Source organism: Parasphingopyxis lamellibrachiae (assembly GCF_003385775.1).
GTDB lineage: Bacteria > Pseudomonadota > Alphaproteobacteria > Sphingomonadales > Sphingomonadaceae > Parasphingopyxis > Parasphingopyxis lamellibrachiae.
This window is the reverse complement of the sequence record NZ_QRDP01000004.1, coordinates 1,403,354-1,418,927: the sequence shown is the minus strand read 5'-3', so window position 1 is coordinate 1,418,927 and position 15,574 is coordinate 1,403,354. Positions and strand designations below refer to the sequence as shown.

Here is a 15,574-nt window from a genome sequence, read left to right as displayed (position 1 = left end):
GTTGGTCTGGCCTTGCGTTATCGCCTTATTCCTCGGTTCGAATCAGCACGGCTTCGCCGATGAGCAGAAACAGGACGAAGGGAGCCCATGCCGCAAGCAATGGCGGGTATGCGCCGATATTTCCCATTGCGAGGGCAAAATTGTCGGCGACGAAATAGGTGAAGCCCAGCGCCATTCCGATGATAGCACGGATGAAGAGCTGCCCCGAGCGCGCGAGACCAAAACCGGCAACCGCACCCAGCAGCGGCATCAATAGTGTGGAGAGCGGCCCGGAAATCTTGTGCCAGAGCCCGGCTTCGAGCGAACTGGTAGAACGCCCGGCCGCTTCGAGATCCGCGATCGCCTGGCGCAGTTCGAAGAAATTCAGCGAACGCGCTTCGACATTGGCGAGCGTGAACTGATCCGGCGTTACGCCTTCGGCGATGACAATCGATTCCGGGCTTGTTTGTTCGACGGCGGAAACATCGAATTGCCGAGGGTTATCGAGCTGCCAACCCGATCCTGTATAGGTTGCGCGTTCGGCGCTGACGAGGAATTCGATCACGCCGCCCGTCCGGTCATAAACCGTAACACCTTCCAGCCGGGTGGTATCGCCTCGTCCGGAAACGCTTCGGGCATTGATGAGATCGTTCCCGTCCCGCACCCAGACATTGGTCGCACCGGCGCGCTCGTTCGGAATGGGGCCATAATCGACTGCCTCCCAAGCTGTCAGCGTACCATAGGCCGGTGCCACCGCACGTTCGTTGAAGATGAACAGCCCGACGCCGACTATGAAACTGGTGAGGATCAGCGGCGCGAGAATCTGATGGGCGGACGCTCCGGCCGCTTTCATCGAGATGATCTCGCTGTTGGCGTTCATCGATCCGAGCGCGATCAGGGTTCCCAGCAAGGCGGAAAAGGGCAGAAAGCGCTCGATAAGCTGGGGGACGCGCAGTGAAACATAGAACCAGAGTTCGGCCTCGCCATTGCCTTCCGGCGCCAGAATTTTGCCGGACTCGCCAAGCAGATCCAAGGTCATGAGTATTACGACCAGGCCGCCCAGAACCGCGAATGTGCGGGTCAGGAACATCTTGGCCATGTAGAGCGAGATGGTTCGCGACGGGAAGAATTGAAGCTGCGGAGTTTTCACGGATCAGTTCCCGATGGGCCGTCGCCGGCGCAGGAACAATCGCCTGACAAGCGTCGCCAGTTTTGAAAAACCCTTTTCGAGGGCGCCGATCGGCTGCCCGCCGGGCACATAGGCGATATGGTAGTACATCCAGACAATCAGGGCCGCGAACAAGAGAAATGGCAGCCAGAGCGATACGAGGGGATCGACGCGGCCCAGCGCGGCGACGTCTTCACCATATTGGCATATCTTGTGAAAGGTCGTGATCATCACAACCGACAGAAACACGCCAAGCGCCGATGTCGATCGCTTGGGTGGAACCGCAAGCGCAACCGCCAGCAGGGGCAGCAGGAACATCATGAGGACCTCGGCTATTCGGTAGTGAAAATTCGCCCGGCTGGCGAGACGCAGTTCTTCGGACGCCGAGGCGTCCCCTCCCACTTCGGCCAGTTCGAACAAGGTGAGTTCGCGATGTTCCCCGCCACGGCCCCGGAATTGTTCGATCCTTGGCAGGTCGATCGGCAGGTCATGGCTTTCAAAACTGAGGACGCGGGGGCTCTCGAAATCGGCCTGGTTATGGATCAGCCGACCGTTGGTGAGGCGCAGGAGGATGGTGTCTTCCTCATCCGTCGCCATGAATGTGCCATGGTCGGCTGAAACCGAGAGCTCGCGGCCTTGCGGGGAGACCGTACGGACGAAGATGCCGGAAAGGTCGCGCCCGTTGTTCGTGCTTTCCTCGACCCGGAGCGTCATATTGCTGCCGAGATTATTGAACTCGCCGACGCTGATCGACGCCCCAAGGGCACCGGAGCGCAGCTCGAACTGCAGGTTTTCGTAGGAATAGCGCGCTATGGGCTGAAAATAGCTGACGATCAGCAGATTCAGGATCACGAACCCGATCGTGAAGAGATAGGGGACGAAAAGCAGCCTGCGATAGCCGATCCCGCAGGCGCGAAAAACGTCGAGTTCCGAGGACAGGGCAAGCTTGCGAAACGCAAAGAGGATGCCCAGCATCAGCCCAACCGGAATGGCGAGAGACAGATACTCGGGCACCAGATTCGCCAGCATCTGCCACACGACGTTCACTGGCCCGCCCTCGCGCGCGACGAAATCGAACAGGCGCAACATCTTGTCGAGCACGAGCAGCATCGCAGCGATAATCAGCGTTGCGACAAGCGGCACGACGATCAGCCGGAACATATATCGATCGGTGGCAGTAAAAATTTGCAAAGTTCAGACGCTCCGTGACCATAATTTGGCCGCAAGCATTGGGGATATCCAACAGAAATAGGGGATTAGTTTGACTTTTGCCATGCCTGATCTGGGCAAATGGGCCTGGCAGATATCCTTGGAGTTCAATTTGATGTTCGTAAGCAAGATTATTCCGGTGGCTGCGGCTCTGTCCATGGCGGCAATCGCAACTTCGGCCGACGCGGGAACGCGGGTTGCCAACGATCTTTCGCAATGCCGCGCCGGTGCGACCGGAACGGCAGCACTTGTGCGTGTCGTGGGCTTCCGCGATGCCAATGGGCGCGTGCGCGTCCAATCCTATGGCGGTGAAAGCAGCTGGCTGGAGCGTGGGCAATGGCTTCACCGGGTCGATGTGCCCGCCCAGCCCCGCAGCCGCAACATGACCGTCTGCCTGCCGCTGCCGGGCCCCGGAACCTACGGCATTGCCGTCCGGCATGATTCGAACGGTAACAACAGTTCCGACCGGCGCGACGGCGGCGGTTTCTCCCGCAATCCGGATCTGTCCTTCCCGTTCAATCTCCAGCCGGATTTCGACGAAGTCTCATTTCGCGCCGGTCGTGGCGTTACGCGCATCAATGTTGTCCTGAATTATATGCAAGGCACATCAGTGGAACCGATCAGCTAACGCGATGGTGTGCGTCGCCCTTCTCTCCAACCCCCGCTCGACGGGGAATGTCGCCATGTTGCCGCGCATTCGCAAATTTTGCGCGCAGCGGGCGGACATTTTCCACTACGAGGTGGAGGATGTGAGCCAGATCGGCGATGCGCTGCAGACCATTGCGAGGGTCGACCCCCAGATACTGGTGATCAACGGTGGCGACGGGACGGTGCAGGCAACGCTGACCGAGCTGCATCACGGCAAGCATTTTGCCGATACGCCGCCGCCCGTTGCCGTGCTACCCAACGGCAAGACCAATCTCATTGCCCTCGATCTCGGCGCCGAAGGCGATCCTATCGAGGCGCTGAAGCGGATTATGGAGCTCGCCCGGTCGGATCTCACCGATCATATCGTGAGCCGGGAACTGATCGCGCTGACCGGCGGCAACGCGAATGGCCGGCCTGTTCTGGGCATGTTCCTCGGCGGGGCGGGGCTTGCCGATTCGATCCTGTATTGTCGGCACAAGATTTACCCGCTCGGCCTGCCCAATGGATTTAGCCATGTCATCACGGCGATTGCCGTCGTGTTTTCGGCCCTGTTCAGGATCAAGGCTCGTTTCCTGCCGCCACAGACACGGCCGATTAGCGTTACCCTCATCCACCAGGGCGAAATTCAGGGCAAGTTCGCACTGTTGATGGTGACGACGCTGGAACGCCTGCTGCTCAACAGCCAGACCAATCTGGGGTCGACGACATCGGGGCCGCTCAAGCTGATGATGGTTGAACAAAAACCGCTCGCCTTGCTGCGCGCGCTATGGGCAAGCCTTTTCGGCCGGCTCGAGGGTTCTCAGCTTTCCGGCGTCCATCTCAGCCACAGCAATGAAATCCGCATCGAAGGCGACCGATCGAACGTCATTCTGGATGGTGAACTGTTCGAGGCACGGGCCGAACATCCGATTGTGCTGACCCCGACCCTGCCTGTGCCGTTTCTTTCCCTGGCCGCGTGACGCCCCTTCAGGATCTGGTGCGCGAGGAGCTTTCTGCTCCGGTGGACGCGCGCGTTGCTGCCTTTGCGGAACATGTGGCTGAACTGTTCGGCGATTCCGCTCGGGCGGTCCTTTTCTATGGATCCTGCCTGCGAACGACCGAACTCGAAGGCCAGATGCTCGATTTCTATGTCATCGTATCCGATTATCGAGCGGCATACGGCAAGCGTTGGCTGGCAATGGCCAACCGGCTGATTCCTCCCAATGTCTTTCCCGTCCAGCATGACGGGCTCCAGGCGAAATATGCGGTATTGAGCGAGAGCGATTTTGCGCGGTTGGCGTCATCGCGGACGCGCAATGTTTCCGTTTGGGCCCGTTTTGCCCAACCGGCCCGGCTCGTATGGAGCCATGATATGGATGCTACCGAACGAGCTGTCTCGGCAATCTCGCTGGCTGCTCCCGCGCTGCTGGAAGCCGCGCTGCCGATGGCGGAAGGCGATGTCAGCGCGCTTGATCTGTGGCGCCGGGCTTTCGCCCTGACCTACGCTGCGGAACTGCGCGCCGAACGGCAGGGCAGGGCCGCCTCGGTCGTCGATTTCGATCCTGATCGCTACCTCCGCTTCACCGCTCCTGCGTTGGCGGCGCTGGGCATGGATGTCGAAGTCGAAGAGGATGAACCGCTCCCGCTTGGTATTCACAAGCCGAGCCGTGCCGCACGATGGACATGGGTGCGCCGCCGGACTGAAGGCAAATTACTGACCCTGGTCCGGCTCGCAAAGGCGAGCGCGACCTATGCGGGCGGGGTCGACTATCTGGCGTGGAAGATCAATCGGCATGCGGGTACGCAGATCGCAGTCAGGCCCTGGCAAAGGCGCTGGCCACTGCTTGGGGCGGCATTTCTCCTGCCGCGGCTGCTTATGCGCGGAGCCGTGCGTTAGGCGCAAACGGGCAAGTTGCTTCAACCTTCCGATTCCGAAGAGTCCAAAGTCGCCATTTCCACAGCGTCGGCAAGGGCGGCGATGGTAAACGGTTTGCGCAGGACCCCATGCCCGGAAAATTGCTCGCTATCCGCTGCTTCGCCGGCATATCCGGTGACGTACAGGACCGGCAGGGCAGGGTGGCTGTTCGCGATCTTCGCAACCAGTTCCGGGCCGGTCATTTCGGGCATCACAACATCGGTGAGAAGCAAGTCGACATCAGGGCGTTCGGCAAGGATTTCGATCGCTGTCTGGCCGTTGGTGCAGGCAAGAACGGTATGGCCGAGTTCTTTCAGGCTCGCGGCTGTCGACCTGCGTACACGCTGATCGTCTTCCACCATGATTATGGTGCACGCACCATTGGCTTTGTCGTCGCCGACATATCCGTTGCCGGATGAAGCGGGTTTGCGGGCTGTAACGTCGCCGTTGAAGCGTGGCAGGAAGAGCGACACGGTCGTGCCTTCGCCCGGGGTTGAATCAATGTCGACATCGCCGTCCGATTGACGGACAAAGCCGAATATCTGGCTTAGGCCAAGGCCCGTGCCCTTGCCGACCGGCTTGGTCGTGAAAAAGGGCTCGAAGACATGGTCGATCACATCCGCATCCATCCCGCACCCCGTATCCGTGACGGCGATCTGCAGATAGTCGCCAGAGGGGATCTGGCCGATTTCCCCGTCTGTGAGCTTCCGGTTGCAGATTGCGATTGTTAACTCGCCTTTGCCATCCATCGCGTCGCGCGCGTTTACGGCCAGGTTCAGCACGGCATTTTCCAGCTGGTGGGGATCGACCCAGACCGGCCAAACTTCGTCATCGGCGACGATGGAAACGGAAACCCGTTCGCCGATCGAACGGCGGAGGAGATCGGTGATGGATGCAATCAGTTCAGCGGCGTCGGTTCCTTCCGGCAGGAAAGGCTCGGCGCGTGCGAAGGTCAGCAGACGCCGGGTAAGGGCGGCCGCCCTATTGGCGCCCTCAAGCGCGTTTTCGATATGTGCATTGGCGCGGTCCGGCTGTTTGAGAAGCTTGCGCTTCGCCAGATCGAGACCGCCGATGACGACCGCCAGCATATTGTTGAAATCATGGGCGATTCCGCCTGTCAGCTGACCGACGGCTTCCAGTTTCTGGACCTGGTTCAGTTTCTCTTCGGCCGCTGCGCGTTCGGCCATCTCGGCGCGCAGCTGGGCGTTCAGCGCCTCAAGCTCAGCGGTGCGCCGGGCGACCGCATCTTCCAGTTCATCCGCACGCTGATCGGCGTGCGATCGTTGGCGGAACGCCTGGACGGTCGTGTAGGCGAGAAACAGGGCCGCGAAGGCGAGGATAATCCCCGCTACCGTCAGCAATGTCGCCAGCAGGCGGGCGCGATCGTTGGTTTCGATGCGGGCAGCCGAACGTTCGCTGAGCAATTCCCGTTCCTGTTCGGTTATCTGTTCGAGAGTCCGGATCGCCGACACGCCATTCTGGCTGTTCGCAACGCTGTTGTATCGCGCAAGGGCATCGAAATTTTCTCCGGTGGCCGCCAAGCGAGCGGCTACGACAAGCTCGCTTCCATAGTCGATATACAGCGTTTCAAGCGCTTCCGCTCTCGCCGCTTGCGACGGGTTTCTGCGAAGAATACGCTGGAGTTGCTCAATCTGCCGACCGGCTTCGCGCCATTCGTTGCGATACAGTGTCGCCGGAATTTCGTCGCCGTTGATAATGAACCTGCCAAGCGCCGCTTCCGATCGCGCAATCGACTGCTCGATGCTCCGCGCAGTCATGATGATTTCGAAACTCTGCCGTTCGCTTCGCGCCGCGGCGTCACGCTCATTGTTAGATTCGGTGACGAGATAGATGAGCGCCGCGAACAGCACTGCAAGCACAAGCGCCGCCGCGCTGGCGAGTCCGCTACCCCAAACTTCATTGCCGGAAGAATCGAACCCGCTCGTCCGTTCCAATCCCTCTGTCATAGCGCCGCGACTATACAGCGTTCAGGCGGTGCGGGATAGCAGGACAGTTGCATTCGTCCTCCGATCAGGATCGGTTGAGCCTGCGAAATGCTACGAAATCGATCCCGTGGCCTTGCCCGCCGCCTCGAACATGTCGAGAATCTGTTCAACCTGCTCGGCAGTGTGTTCTGCGCATAGCGAGCATCTGAGCAGATAGACGCCGGCCGGGGTTGCCGGTGGGCGCGCCATGTTCACATACAGGCCCTGTTCCAGCAGCGCCTGCCACATGCGCACCGCTTTTTCCTGATCGGGAAGCAGAACGGCGAGAATCGCACTTTCCGGTTCTTCCGTTGCGAGCGTAAAGCCGAGATTCCGCAGCCCCTTATGGAGCCTTTTGCTGTTTTCCCACAGATGAGCACGCTTATTCCCTGCATACATCAGCTTGCGAATCGACGTTGTCGCGGTAGCCACGACCGAGGGCGGGAGCGAAGCCGTGAAGGTATAAGGGCGGCAGACAAGCCGCAGGAAATCCGTTTGCGGATGGTTCGAGACGCAGAAGCCGCCGACAGTGCCGACGCTTTTCGAGAATGTGCCGATGATGAAATCGACCTGGTCCATCACGCCTTGAGCTTCAGCTACGCCGCGGCCATGTTCGCCGAAAAAGCCCATCGAATGCGCTTCGTCGACCAGTACCATCGCGCCATATTTCTTGGCGATGGGTACCATGATGTCGAGCGGCGCGATGTCGCCAAGCATGGAATACACGCCTTCAAGAACGACCAGCTTGCCCGCCTCTGGGGGGAGCTTGGCAAGGCGTTTTTCGAGGTTTTCGGGATTGTTGTGGCGGAACCGCACGATATCTGCGTTGCCGAGAAAGCAGCCGTCATAGATGGATGCGTGGCTGTCGGCATCGAGGATCACATAATCGCCCTTGCCGGCCAGCGTTGAAACAATGCCGAGATTGGCTTGGTAACCGGTGGAAAAGACCATCGCATGGTCCATCCCGTAAAATTCCTCCAGCGCTTCCTCACACGCCTTATGGCCCTGATACGTGCCATTGAGGACGCGGCTTCCGGTTGTGCCGGCACCGAATTTCTCCAGCGCCTCCTTGCCTGCCGCGATCACGTCCGGGTCGAAAGTCATGCCCATATAATTGTAGGTACCGAGCAGGATCGTGTCCTTGCCGTCGATAACCGCCTCGGTTGGCGATTTGACTTCGTCCATGACGATAGCGAACGGATCACGTACACCGGTTTCCAGCAGGGTATCGCGTTCCCGGATCAGGGGCGCGAATTTGGCAAACAGATCCGCGGCTTTCGGCTCTTCGGTTGCCGGGGTGGTTGCATGCTCGGTCGTTACCGTCATTCTTTCGACTCCTCGACGGCGTCAACAAGTTGGCCAACGGTCTCGATTTCGGCTTGCTGGTTCATGGTGATGACGATGTCGAACTCGTCTTCAATCGAGGCCACAAAGTCCATTACTGTCAAGCTGTCCCATTCCAGATCGCCAGCAAAGGTCGTGCTCTCTCCAAGCTCCACACCTTTGGCGTTGAATGGTTCTATCAACGCTTCCACGGAAGCGAAGGTCGTCGCGCGGTCAGTCATAAAGCATCCCTAAAATGTATCAAAATGGCTTGCCAAGGGAATGCGGCGGTAAAACGGCAAAGCGATGACGACGGCGGCGTTTTGGAACTCGGCTCGGTTCGATGGTATGCAACCGATTCGGGCGGGGGGCCAACCATAATGACCGATGTCTTCATCAGCTATAAGCGCGAAGAACGAAACCGCTGTATCGCCATCTATAACGCGCTGCTCGACCTGCGGCTCTCGGTATGGTTCGATGCGCATATCGATCCCGGCACGTCCTTCGATCGGGAGATTGAGCGCGAAGTCCAACGGGCCAAAGCGATTCTGGTGCTGTGGTCCCGTCGCGCCAAGGAAAGCGATTGGGTTCGCGCGGAGGCGCGCCTCGGGAAACAGGGCAACCGGCTTGCCGCGGTCCGTCTCGACGACTGTATCTTGCCGCTCGAATTTGCATCGGTGCAGACAGTCGACCTGTTCGAAACGGATTCGATCAGAGGCAGCGAGGAATGGGCGCGGGTTACCGACAGGATCGGCGGCCTCGTAGGGCGGCCAGGGCTCGGCGATTTCGTCCGCTGCGAGCAATCGGCCGATGCCGGACGCTGGCAGTCATGGATTGATCGGTTTGCAGACGTTCCATTGGTGCCGGTCGCCGAAGGCCGCCTCAAGGCGTTGCATATGGCCATGCCGCAAGGCAGCGGCCGTGTGCCCGGCGGCCGGAAAATTCCCGGCGCCGAATCCGGGGGCGCCAGTTCGGACATCCCCGTACAGGAGGAAGAGGAGGCCGAGAGCGATACTGCGGCGGACGTGCACGCGCAAAGGACCGCAACCGGAGCGGCGATCCCTGCCGAGCCTCCCCGCCGGCCGGCGGACTCCGAACCCTTCGAAGATCGAAAAAATGGCGACGATCGCCGTGCACATATTTTCTGGGCCCGCGCGCGCGAAATCGCGGAACGGACGACAATTTGGCAACGGGCTGCGGTCGGAGCGGCGCTGGCGGTTATATTGCTGCTATTTCTGTGGCCGTTCACCGGCGCGCAAAACGACGCGCGGGAGGTCGCAGCCGAAACAGCCGGCGAGGCGACGGATGAAACGCCTTTCGCGATCGATTGCGAGGCGATCGGCGATCCGGGCGAGCAAATCGTCTGCGATAGCGAAGAGCTTCGCGCGCTCGACCGCCAAACCGCAGAGCAATTCGGGGAAATGCGCGAGGGTGCCGACGAACAATTGAGGACGATGCTCGATATTGCCCAGAACGCCATGATCCGGCAGCGAAACAGATGCGAGACCACCGGCTGCGCACGGTCTGCCTATGAGGAATTTCAGGAACAGATGGCGCTGGCCGTCAACGGAGAAGATGCGCCGCTGGAAGAGGGCGAAGACGGAGAAAGTGCTGGCGAAGAGAATGTCGAGACAGTGGAAGAAGCGCCGCAGGAAACGGAAGGCGAGCGGCGACAAAGGCTGGCCATGTCGCTGGCCCGAAACAGGCTCTCGAGCGCGCGCTCCTATCTGGTTGCGCGGGGCGTGGCCGCAAGCGACATATCCACCTCGATAGTTACCGAGAGCCTTGCAGGCGTCTCCACCGCCGACGGCGTCAGGGATCAGCAAGCCCGGAGGATAGAAATCACTTTCGGCCCGGACACGTCCGCACAAACGGACAGGGTGCAGCAACGCCAGGCCGGTGCGCCGCCGCCCCCGCCATGCGAGTCTGGCCCGTACCTCATTTTCTTCGACTGGGAAGACGCCGGAATCCGGCCCGATGCAGGAGCGGTCCTTGACGCCGTTGCGGCTACCTACCAGTCAGGCCGGTGTCCGACGAGAATATTGATGCAGGCGAATCTCTCCCCAACATGATGGCCGCGAGGGCCGTTCGACTACCGCAGCCAACCCTGTTCGCGATACCATCGGGCCGTGTCGGCAAGCCCGGCTTCATACGGAATCGAGGGCACCCACATGTCTGCCGGAGGCGTGAGCGCGGGGTTCGCAACCCAGTCTGAGTGGCAGAAATAGCGGGCCCGGTCGGGCGTGAGCTTTGCGTTTTCGCCTCGGAACAGGCGGTCCAAACGCGCGCCGAGCCGTACGAGAGGCGCGGGCATCGATACTGCCCTGACCGATCGATCGACGGCGCGGCCCAGCGCATGGGCGAATTCGACATGGCAGAGGCCGTTGCGCGTCCCGTCATCGGGTTCGTAGAACGCGCCGATGGTCGCGTCCGACGCGATCGTCGCTAGGATGAGGCGGCACAGGTCCTCGACATGAATCAGCGACGTCCGGCCTTTTGGCGGCAGGATCACCAGGCCGCGCCTTGCCATGGCAAACAGCTCGAGCGTTTCGCGATCTCCTGGACCATAGACCGCCGGCGGACGGATGATCGTCCAGTCGAGGCCGGAGTCCCGCACAATCTTTTCGGACTCGGCCTTGGACCAGCCATAGTCGGAGACATTGGGTTCGCGGGCGGTGAGCGAGGATATATGGATAAATCGGCTGACCCCGGCCCTGCGCGCTGCATCGACCATATTTTGCGTGCCGGCGATGTTGGGGGCCTCGAAACCGGAGCGATCGGCCGCCCGGATTGCGCCCGCAATATGGATGACGGCGTCTGCGTCTTGCGACAGGTCATGGAGACTTTCGCGATCTCCCAATGTGCCCGGAATCCAGTCCACATCGTCGCAGGCAGGCCGCTCCGTGCGGGTCAGGGCCTGTACGCGATGGCCCGCGCCAACCGCCAGCGACAGCAATTGGCGGCCGACGAAACCGGTGCCACCAGTGACCGCATAGACGCTCAAAAGAGAACCATGTGATCCCGGTGGACGATCGCCGATCGCGGCGCATAACCAAGGATCTCTTCGAGTTCGACCGACTTTTTACCGACAATCCTGGCAGTCGATACACTGTCATATTCCGCAAGACCGCGGGCGATGACCTTGCCGTGCTTGTCGGCGATATCGACAACATCGCCGCGTTCGAACATGCCCGAAATCGCCACAGCGCCCGCGGAAAGCAGGCTGCCTCCGCCGCGCAATGCCTCCACCGCACCGAGATCGATGACGATTTGTCCCTGCGAAGTCAGCCGGCCTGCAAGCCAGGCCTTGCGGGCCGAGGCTGGCGGCTGGGCCTTGAAGATCGTGCCGACATTGTCTTTTGCATAGCTGCCGAGCGGATTGGACCGTTTGCCGGAAACGATCGCGAGCGGAATTCCGGCACTCGTCGCGATTTTTGCCGCTTCCAGTTTCGACACCATGCCTCCGGATCCCATGCCGGATCCGGATCCGCGATCGGCCATGGCCATGATATCGTCGTCGATATCCGAAATTTCGGGGATCATTTGCGCCCCGGCATCCTTGTCTGGATTGGCATTGTACAGCCCGGCAACGTCGGACAGAAGGATCACGCCCTTGGCGCTCCCTGCCTGCCCCACGCGAGCCGCGAGCCTGTCATTATCGCCGAAGCGGATCGCCTCGGTGGCTACCGAATCATTCTCGTTGACGACCGGAATGGCGCCGAGGCTGAGCAATCGGTCCAGCGTGGCCGAGGCGTTAAGATAGCGTCGTCGGTCTTCGAGATCGCCGAGGGTAACCAGGATGAGTGCCGCCATCATATCGCGCGCGCCAAGGAGTTCGGCCCAAGCCTGCGATAATGATATCTGCCCGACTGCCGCGGCGGCCTGGGCATCTTCCAATCCCCGACTCTCCGCCTTGTCGAGCTCTAGAATATGTGAACCCAGGGCGACCGAACCGGAGGATACGACAATGATTTTCTGGCCCCGCGCATGCCGGTCGGCAATGTCGTCTGCCAACCCGGCCAGCCATTCCCGGCGAACGGCACCGTCTTCGCCGACAAGCAGGGCAGAGCCGATCTTGATGACAAGACAGGAGCAGTTATCGGGATCGAAAATATCGGCACTCATGACAGCGGGGTCCATTCGCGATCTTCGGATTGCTCACTGGTATCGGGAGATGTGCCGATTTCCTTCACGACATGGTCGAGAACCGTTTCCAGTCCCGCACCGGTAGCGCCCGAGAGCGGCAACACCGTGGATCCGCTTGCTTCGGCGAGTTCGGCGCAAAGCGCCTCCATTAGCTCTTCATCGAGCAAGTCGGCCTTGTTGAGCGCCAGAATTTCCGGTTTGTCCGCAAGCCCGGCTCCATATCCGGTCAGTTCTTCTCGCACTGTTTTCCAGGCTGCAATCGGGTCGTCGACGGTCGCGTCTATCAGATGCAAAAGCACCCTGCAGCGTTCGATATGGCCGAGAAAGCGGTCTCCGATGCCAGCACCCTCAGCCGCTCCCTCGATCAGGCCGGGAATGTCGGCCATGACGAAATCCTGGCCCTTGTGCAGGACAACACCGAGCTTGGGATGGATCGTCGTGAACGGATAGGCACCGACCTTCGCCTTGGCGTTGGATACGGCATTGAGGAAGGTTGATTTTCCGGCATTGGGCATGCCGAGCAATCCGGCATCGGCGATGAGCTTGAGCCGCAACCACACCCACAGCTCTTCGCCGGGTTCGCCGGGCTGATGCTGGCGCGGCGCGCGATTGGTCGAACTTTTGTATGAGAGGTTCCCGCGGCCGCCAATGCCGCCTTCGAGCATGGCCTTGCGTTGGCCGACCTTCGTAAAATCGGCGAGCACGACTTCCTTGTCTTCGGAAAGGATTTGCGTACCTACCGGAACCTTGATCACCAGGTCCTTGCCGCCGGCGCCGGTTTGTTGTCTGCCGGCACCGCCTTTTCCGCGCGGCGCCTTGAAATGCTGGGAATAGCGAAAATCGATCAGCGTGTTGAGGCCTTCGACCGCCTCGAACACGATATCGCCGCCCTTACCGCCATTGCCGCCGTCCGGGCCGCCATATTCGACATATTTTTCGCGCCGGAAGCTGACGGCTCCGGGGCCGCCCGCGCCGGACTGAATATAAATTTTGGCCTGGTCGAGAAAATGCATGGATTATGTGTAGGGACTCGCACTGCCTGCCGCTAGAGCTAGCGAACGCGATTCGAATTATTGGTCGTTTGCGAAACCGTAGGATGCGCGGGATGCGCTCAGTTGCTCGGTTGCCATGTCGCGCGCCGTTTCGCGCGGCAGGCCGAGCGATTTGGCCAGGGCGCCGCCCAGCAGGGCATCGCCCATTGCCCACAATACCAGGCCGAGCGTGTCCTTGTGCATCGGCAGATCGTCATGTCCTTCGCCGAGTTGATCCACCAGATTGTGTATCGTTTCGACGATCGGGTTGAGAGCGTCTTCATTGCCGGTGAGAATCATCCAGCTTGCAAGGGCGCCAGCGCCCTCCTTGTCGAACGCGTCGAAGGTAAGGTCGACGATTTCGCGTGGCTCGCTCTCTCCCGCGCGCGCCTTGAGCACAACGGCTCCGATTGAGGTGCAAACGTTCTCCGCGAGCGTCCGGGCCAGCTCGCGCTGTAGGCCGGATGCCGATCCGAAATGGTGCAGCAGATTGGCATGGGTCCGCCCGATGCGCCCGGCCACCGCCTTCAGGGTTACGGCCTGTGGTCCGGCTTCGATCAATATCTCGCGCGCCGCCTGCAATGCTGCCGTTCTACTCTGCTCTGGCGTGAGGCGCTTTCTCACTATTGACATCGATGTAAGTAGCCTTCAGATGCTGAATAAATTCAATGGAGTCGCACCATGGCCAAAGACAAGACACCTGTCGACCTTGAGATAACCCCGCGCGACCGCCGGTTCGGGCGGGATATCCAGCAGAAGCGCTGGTGGATGAACAATGATCCGGTTGCCACAGCTTTCTATAATGCGCTGTCCGTCACTTTTCCGCGCGGCGAGGCCTATTTCATCGAAGCGGTGAAAGCGCATCGCGAGGGCGTATCCCCGCGGCTCGCACGCGAAATCCGTGCATTCGTGCAGCAGGAAGTGATGCACACGCGGGAGCATGTGGCCTTCAACCGCAAGGTTACCGAAACCGGCTACGATATCTCGGAACTTGAGAAGACCGTCGAGGAATCGATGGAAAAAACCAAGGACCGCCCAGCCATTATCGATCTGTGCGTTACCATGGCGCTCGAACATTATACGGCGATTCTCGCACACCAGTTCCTGCATTACAAAGATCTGCTCCATGGCGCTGACCAGGAATGGGGCGATCTGTGGCGCTGGCATGCGATCGAAGAGATCGAGCATAAGGGCGTTGCCTATGACACCTGGCTCCACGCGACCAAAGACTGGTCCCGCTGGCAACGCTGGAAGGTCAAGGCGCGCGTCATGCTGCTCGTGACCATGATGTTCTGGCCCAAGCGGGTTCGCGGCATGCGTACGCTGCTTGCCCAGGACGGCATCACCGGCTGGCGGGCACTGGCGCGGATCAACTGGTATCTGTGGGGGCGTCCGGGCCAGCTTCGCCGCGCGCTCAAGCCTTGGCTGGCCTATTTCCTGCCGGGTTTCCATCCGTGGAACCATGACGACCGCGCGCTGATCCGGCTTGCGGACAGCGATTATGTCGATGCGCTGCTGCCTGAGAACAGGGAAGCGGTCGCCGCGTAGGATACCGGGTCATGCGCCGTTTTCCGGCACATGACCCGCGCATATGGACGGCTTTCACGCAGCGAGGGCGGATGGAGCGCTAAGCGCCATGTCTTCCTCCACGGATTCGAACATTTCGCATTCGACATCGTAACCGCGCGCGAGAGAGAAGCGCCGCGTATATTGGCCGATCCGCCTGAAACCCAGCTTTTCGAGCACCCGGCCCGATGCCGGATTATCGACGAAATGCCCGGCAATGATCCGGTTATAGCCCAGCGATGATCGAACCGCAGCAAGGGCGGCCTTCGCTGCCTCCGTCGCATAGCCCTGATTCCAGCTGTCGGGCCGTATCCAATAGCCAAACTCTGGCGCGCCCTCGCCTTCCATGAAGCCGATTCTCCCGATCAGGCGAACCGGATCGACTGTCCGGTCAATGATCTGGAAGTTTGGATATTCCGATTCCTGCTCGCGTGCGAGATACTCCTCCGCATCCTTCTGGGTGTAGGGCCAAGGTATCCGGGCGGTATTCCGCGCAATTCTCTCATCGTCGACCGCTTTGGCGAGGGCAGGGGCGTCCTCTGCCCAGCCAGGTCTCAACAACAGTCTCTTAGTAACCGCGAACATGTCTCTCTCCATGTCGCCCCCAACGAGCCCTTAGGCGCGT

General features: G+C 60.4%; 15 protein-coding genes. 5 read left to right on the top strand and 10 right to left on the bottom strand.

What is annotated here, in order from left to right:
- Positions 1–25 precede the first annotated feature (25 nt).
- The gene (lptG, locus tag DFR46_RS07000) at positions 26–1,129 is read right to left on the bottom strand and encodes an LPS export ABC transporter permease LptG (protein WP_281270017.1); all 1,104 of its coding nucleotides are present in this window, start codon (positions 1,127–1,129) and stop codon (positions 26–28) included.
- Positions 1,130–1,132: 3 nt separating this feature from the next.
- Positions 1,133–2,332, bottom strand: a complete 1,200-nt coding sequence (gene lptF, locus DFR46_RS06995) for an LPS export ABC transporter permease LptF (protein ID WP_116237206.1) — start codon at positions 2,330–2,332, stop codon at positions 1,133–1,135.
- A 76-nt stretch (positions 2,333–2,408) separates the two neighbouring features.
- Here lptF and DFR46_RS06990 point away from each other — a divergent pair, with 76 nt between their 5' ends.
- From DFR46_RS06990 to DFR46_RS06980, 3 genes are read left to right on the top strand one after another with little or no spacing between them, the layout of a single operon-like run.
- Positions 2,409–2,984 (top strand): DUF2141 domain-containing protein, encoded by a 576-nt coding sequence (locus DFR46_RS06990; protein WP_245953727.1) that lies wholly within the window; start codon positions 2,409–2,411, stop codon positions 2,982–2,984.
- 4 nt (positions 2,985–2,988) lie between these two features.
- Positions 2,989–3,963 (top strand): diacylglycerol/lipid kinase family protein, encoded by a 975-nt coding sequence (locus DFR46_RS06985; protein WP_116235791.1) that lies wholly within the window; start codon positions 2,989–2,991, stop codon positions 3,961–3,963.
- Positions 3,960–4,880, top strand: coding sequence for a hypothetical protein (locus DFR46_RS06980; protein ID WP_116235790.1), 921 nt, complete (start codon positions 3,960–3,962; stop codon positions 4,878–4,880). Before DFR46_RS06985 ends, DFR46_RS06980 begins: the two co-directional genes overlap by 4 nt.
- A 20-nt stretch (positions 4,881–4,900) precedes the next feature.
- On the opposite strand, the gene DFR46_RS06975 is transcribed toward DFR46_RS06980, so the two are convergent.
- The 3 genes from DFR46_RS06975 to DFR46_RS06965 all read right to left on the bottom strand — a co-directional run bounded on the left by DFR46_RS06975 (position 4,901) and on the right by DFR46_RS06965 (position 8,448).
- On the bottom strand, positions 4,901–6,865 hold the full coding sequence (locus DFR46_RS06975) for an ATP-binding protein (protein ID WP_116235789.1): 1,965 nt from the start codon (positions 6,863–6,865) through the stop codon (positions 4,901–4,903).
- Between the two features lie 90 nt (positions 6,866–6,955).
- Positions 6,956–8,209, bottom strand: a complete 1,254-nt coding sequence (spt, locus tag DFR46_RS06970; protein ID WP_116235788.1) for a serine palmitoyltransferase — start codon at positions 8,207–8,209, stop codon at positions 6,956–6,958.
- Complete coding sequence (locus DFR46_RS06965; RefSeq protein ID WP_116235787.1) at positions 8,206–8,448, bottom strand: acyl carrier protein; 243 nt, start codon at positions 8,446–8,448, stop codon at positions 8,206–8,208. The genes spt and DFR46_RS06965 overlap by 4 nt, the downstream gene beginning before the upstream one ends.
- 138 nt (positions 8,449–8,586) lie before the next feature.
- Here DFR46_RS06965 and DFR46_RS06960 point away from each other — a divergent pair, with 138 nt between their 5' ends.
- Positions 8,587–10,278, top strand: coding sequence for a TIR domain-containing protein (locus DFR46_RS06960; RefSeq protein WP_162843416.1), 1,692 nt, complete (start codon positions 8,587–8,589; stop codon positions 10,276–10,278).
- Positions 10,279–10,298: 20 nt separating this feature from the next.
- On the opposite strand, the gene DFR46_RS06955 is transcribed toward DFR46_RS06960, so the two are convergent.
- From DFR46_RS06955 to DFR46_RS06940, 4 genes are read right to left on the bottom strand one after another with little or no spacing between them, the layout of a single operon-like run.
- Complete coding sequence (locus DFR46_RS06955) at positions 10,299–11,210, bottom strand: NAD-dependent epimerase/dehydratase family protein (RefSeq protein ID WP_116235785.1); 912 nt, start codon at positions 11,208–11,210, stop codon at positions 10,299–10,301.
- Positions 11,207–12,331: a glutamate 5-kinase gene (gene proB, locus DFR46_RS06950; protein WP_116235784.1), complete on the bottom strand. Its 1,125-nt coding sequence runs from the start codon at positions 12,329–12,331 to the stop codon at positions 11,207–11,209. Before proB ends, DFR46_RS06955 begins: the two co-directional genes overlap by 4 nt.
- On the bottom strand, positions 12,328–13,365 hold the full coding sequence (gene obgE / locus DFR46_RS06945; RefSeq protein ID WP_116235783.1) for a GTPase ObgE: 1,038 nt from the start codon (positions 13,363–13,365) through the stop codon (positions 12,328–12,330). The genes proB and obgE overlap by 4 nt, the downstream gene beginning before the upstream one ends.
- Positions 13,366–13,422: 57 nt before the next feature.
- Complete coding sequence (locus DFR46_RS06940) at positions 13,423–14,016, bottom strand: TetR/AcrR family transcriptional regulator (protein ID WP_116235782.1); 594 nt, start codon at positions 14,014–14,016, stop codon at positions 13,423–13,425.
- Between the two features lie 48 nt (positions 14,017–14,064).
- On the opposite strand from DFR46_RS06940, the gene DFR46_RS06935 reads away from it, so the two are divergent.
- Positions 14,065–14,931: a metal-dependent hydrolase gene (locus tag DFR46_RS06935; RefSeq protein WP_116235781.1), complete on the top strand. Its 867-nt coding sequence runs from the start codon at positions 14,065–14,067 to the stop codon at positions 14,929–14,931.
- A gap of 54 nt (positions 14,932–14,985) precedes the next feature.
- On the opposite strand, the gene DFR46_RS06930 is transcribed toward DFR46_RS06935, so the two are convergent.
- Complete coding sequence (locus DFR46_RS06930; protein ID WP_116235780.1) at positions 14,986–15,534, bottom strand: GNAT family N-acetyltransferase; 549 nt, start codon at positions 15,532–15,534, stop codon at positions 14,986–14,988.
- Between the last annotated feature and the right edge of the window lie 40 nt (positions 15,535–15,574).

Coding starts and splice junctions, on each gene's coding strand:
- spt (WP_116235788.1), bottom strand. CDS start 8,209: ATGACGGTAACGACCGAGCATGCAACCACCCCGGCAACCGAAGAGCCG.
- DFR46_RS06960 (WP_162843416.1), top strand. CDS start 8,587: ATGACCGATGTCTTCATCAGCTATAAGCGCGAAGAACGAAACCGCTGT.
- DFR46_RS06975 (WP_116235789.1), bottom strand. CDS start 6,865: ATGACAGAGGGATTGGAACGGACGAGCGGGTTCGATTCTTCCGGCAAT.
- DFR46_RS06935 (WP_116235781.1), top strand. CDS start 14,065: ATGGCCAAAGACAAGACACCTGTCGACCTTGAGATAACCCCGCGCGAC.
- proB (WP_116235784.1), bottom strand. CDS start 12,331: ATGAGTGCCGATATTTTCGATCCCGATAACTGCTCCTGTCTTGTCATC.
- obgE (WP_116235783.1), bottom strand. CDS start 13,365: ATGCATTTTCTCGACCAGGCCAAAATTTATATTCAGTCCGGCGCGGGC.
- DFR46_RS06930 (WP_116235780.1), bottom strand. CDS start 15,534: ATGTTCGCGGTTACTAAGAGACTGTTGTTGAGACCTGGCTGGGCAGAG.
- DFR46_RS06965 (WP_116235787.1), bottom strand. CDS start 8,448: ATGACTGACCGCGCGACGACCTTCGCTTCCGTGGAAGCGTTGATAGAA.
- DFR46_RS06985 (WP_116235791.1), top strand. CDS start 2,989: ATGGTGTGCGTCGCCCTTCTCTCCAACCCCCGCTCGACGGGGAATGTC.
- DFR46_RS06940 (WP_116235782.1), bottom strand. CDS start 14,016: ATGTCAATAGTGAGAAAGCGCCTCACGCCAGAGCAGAGTAGAACGGCA.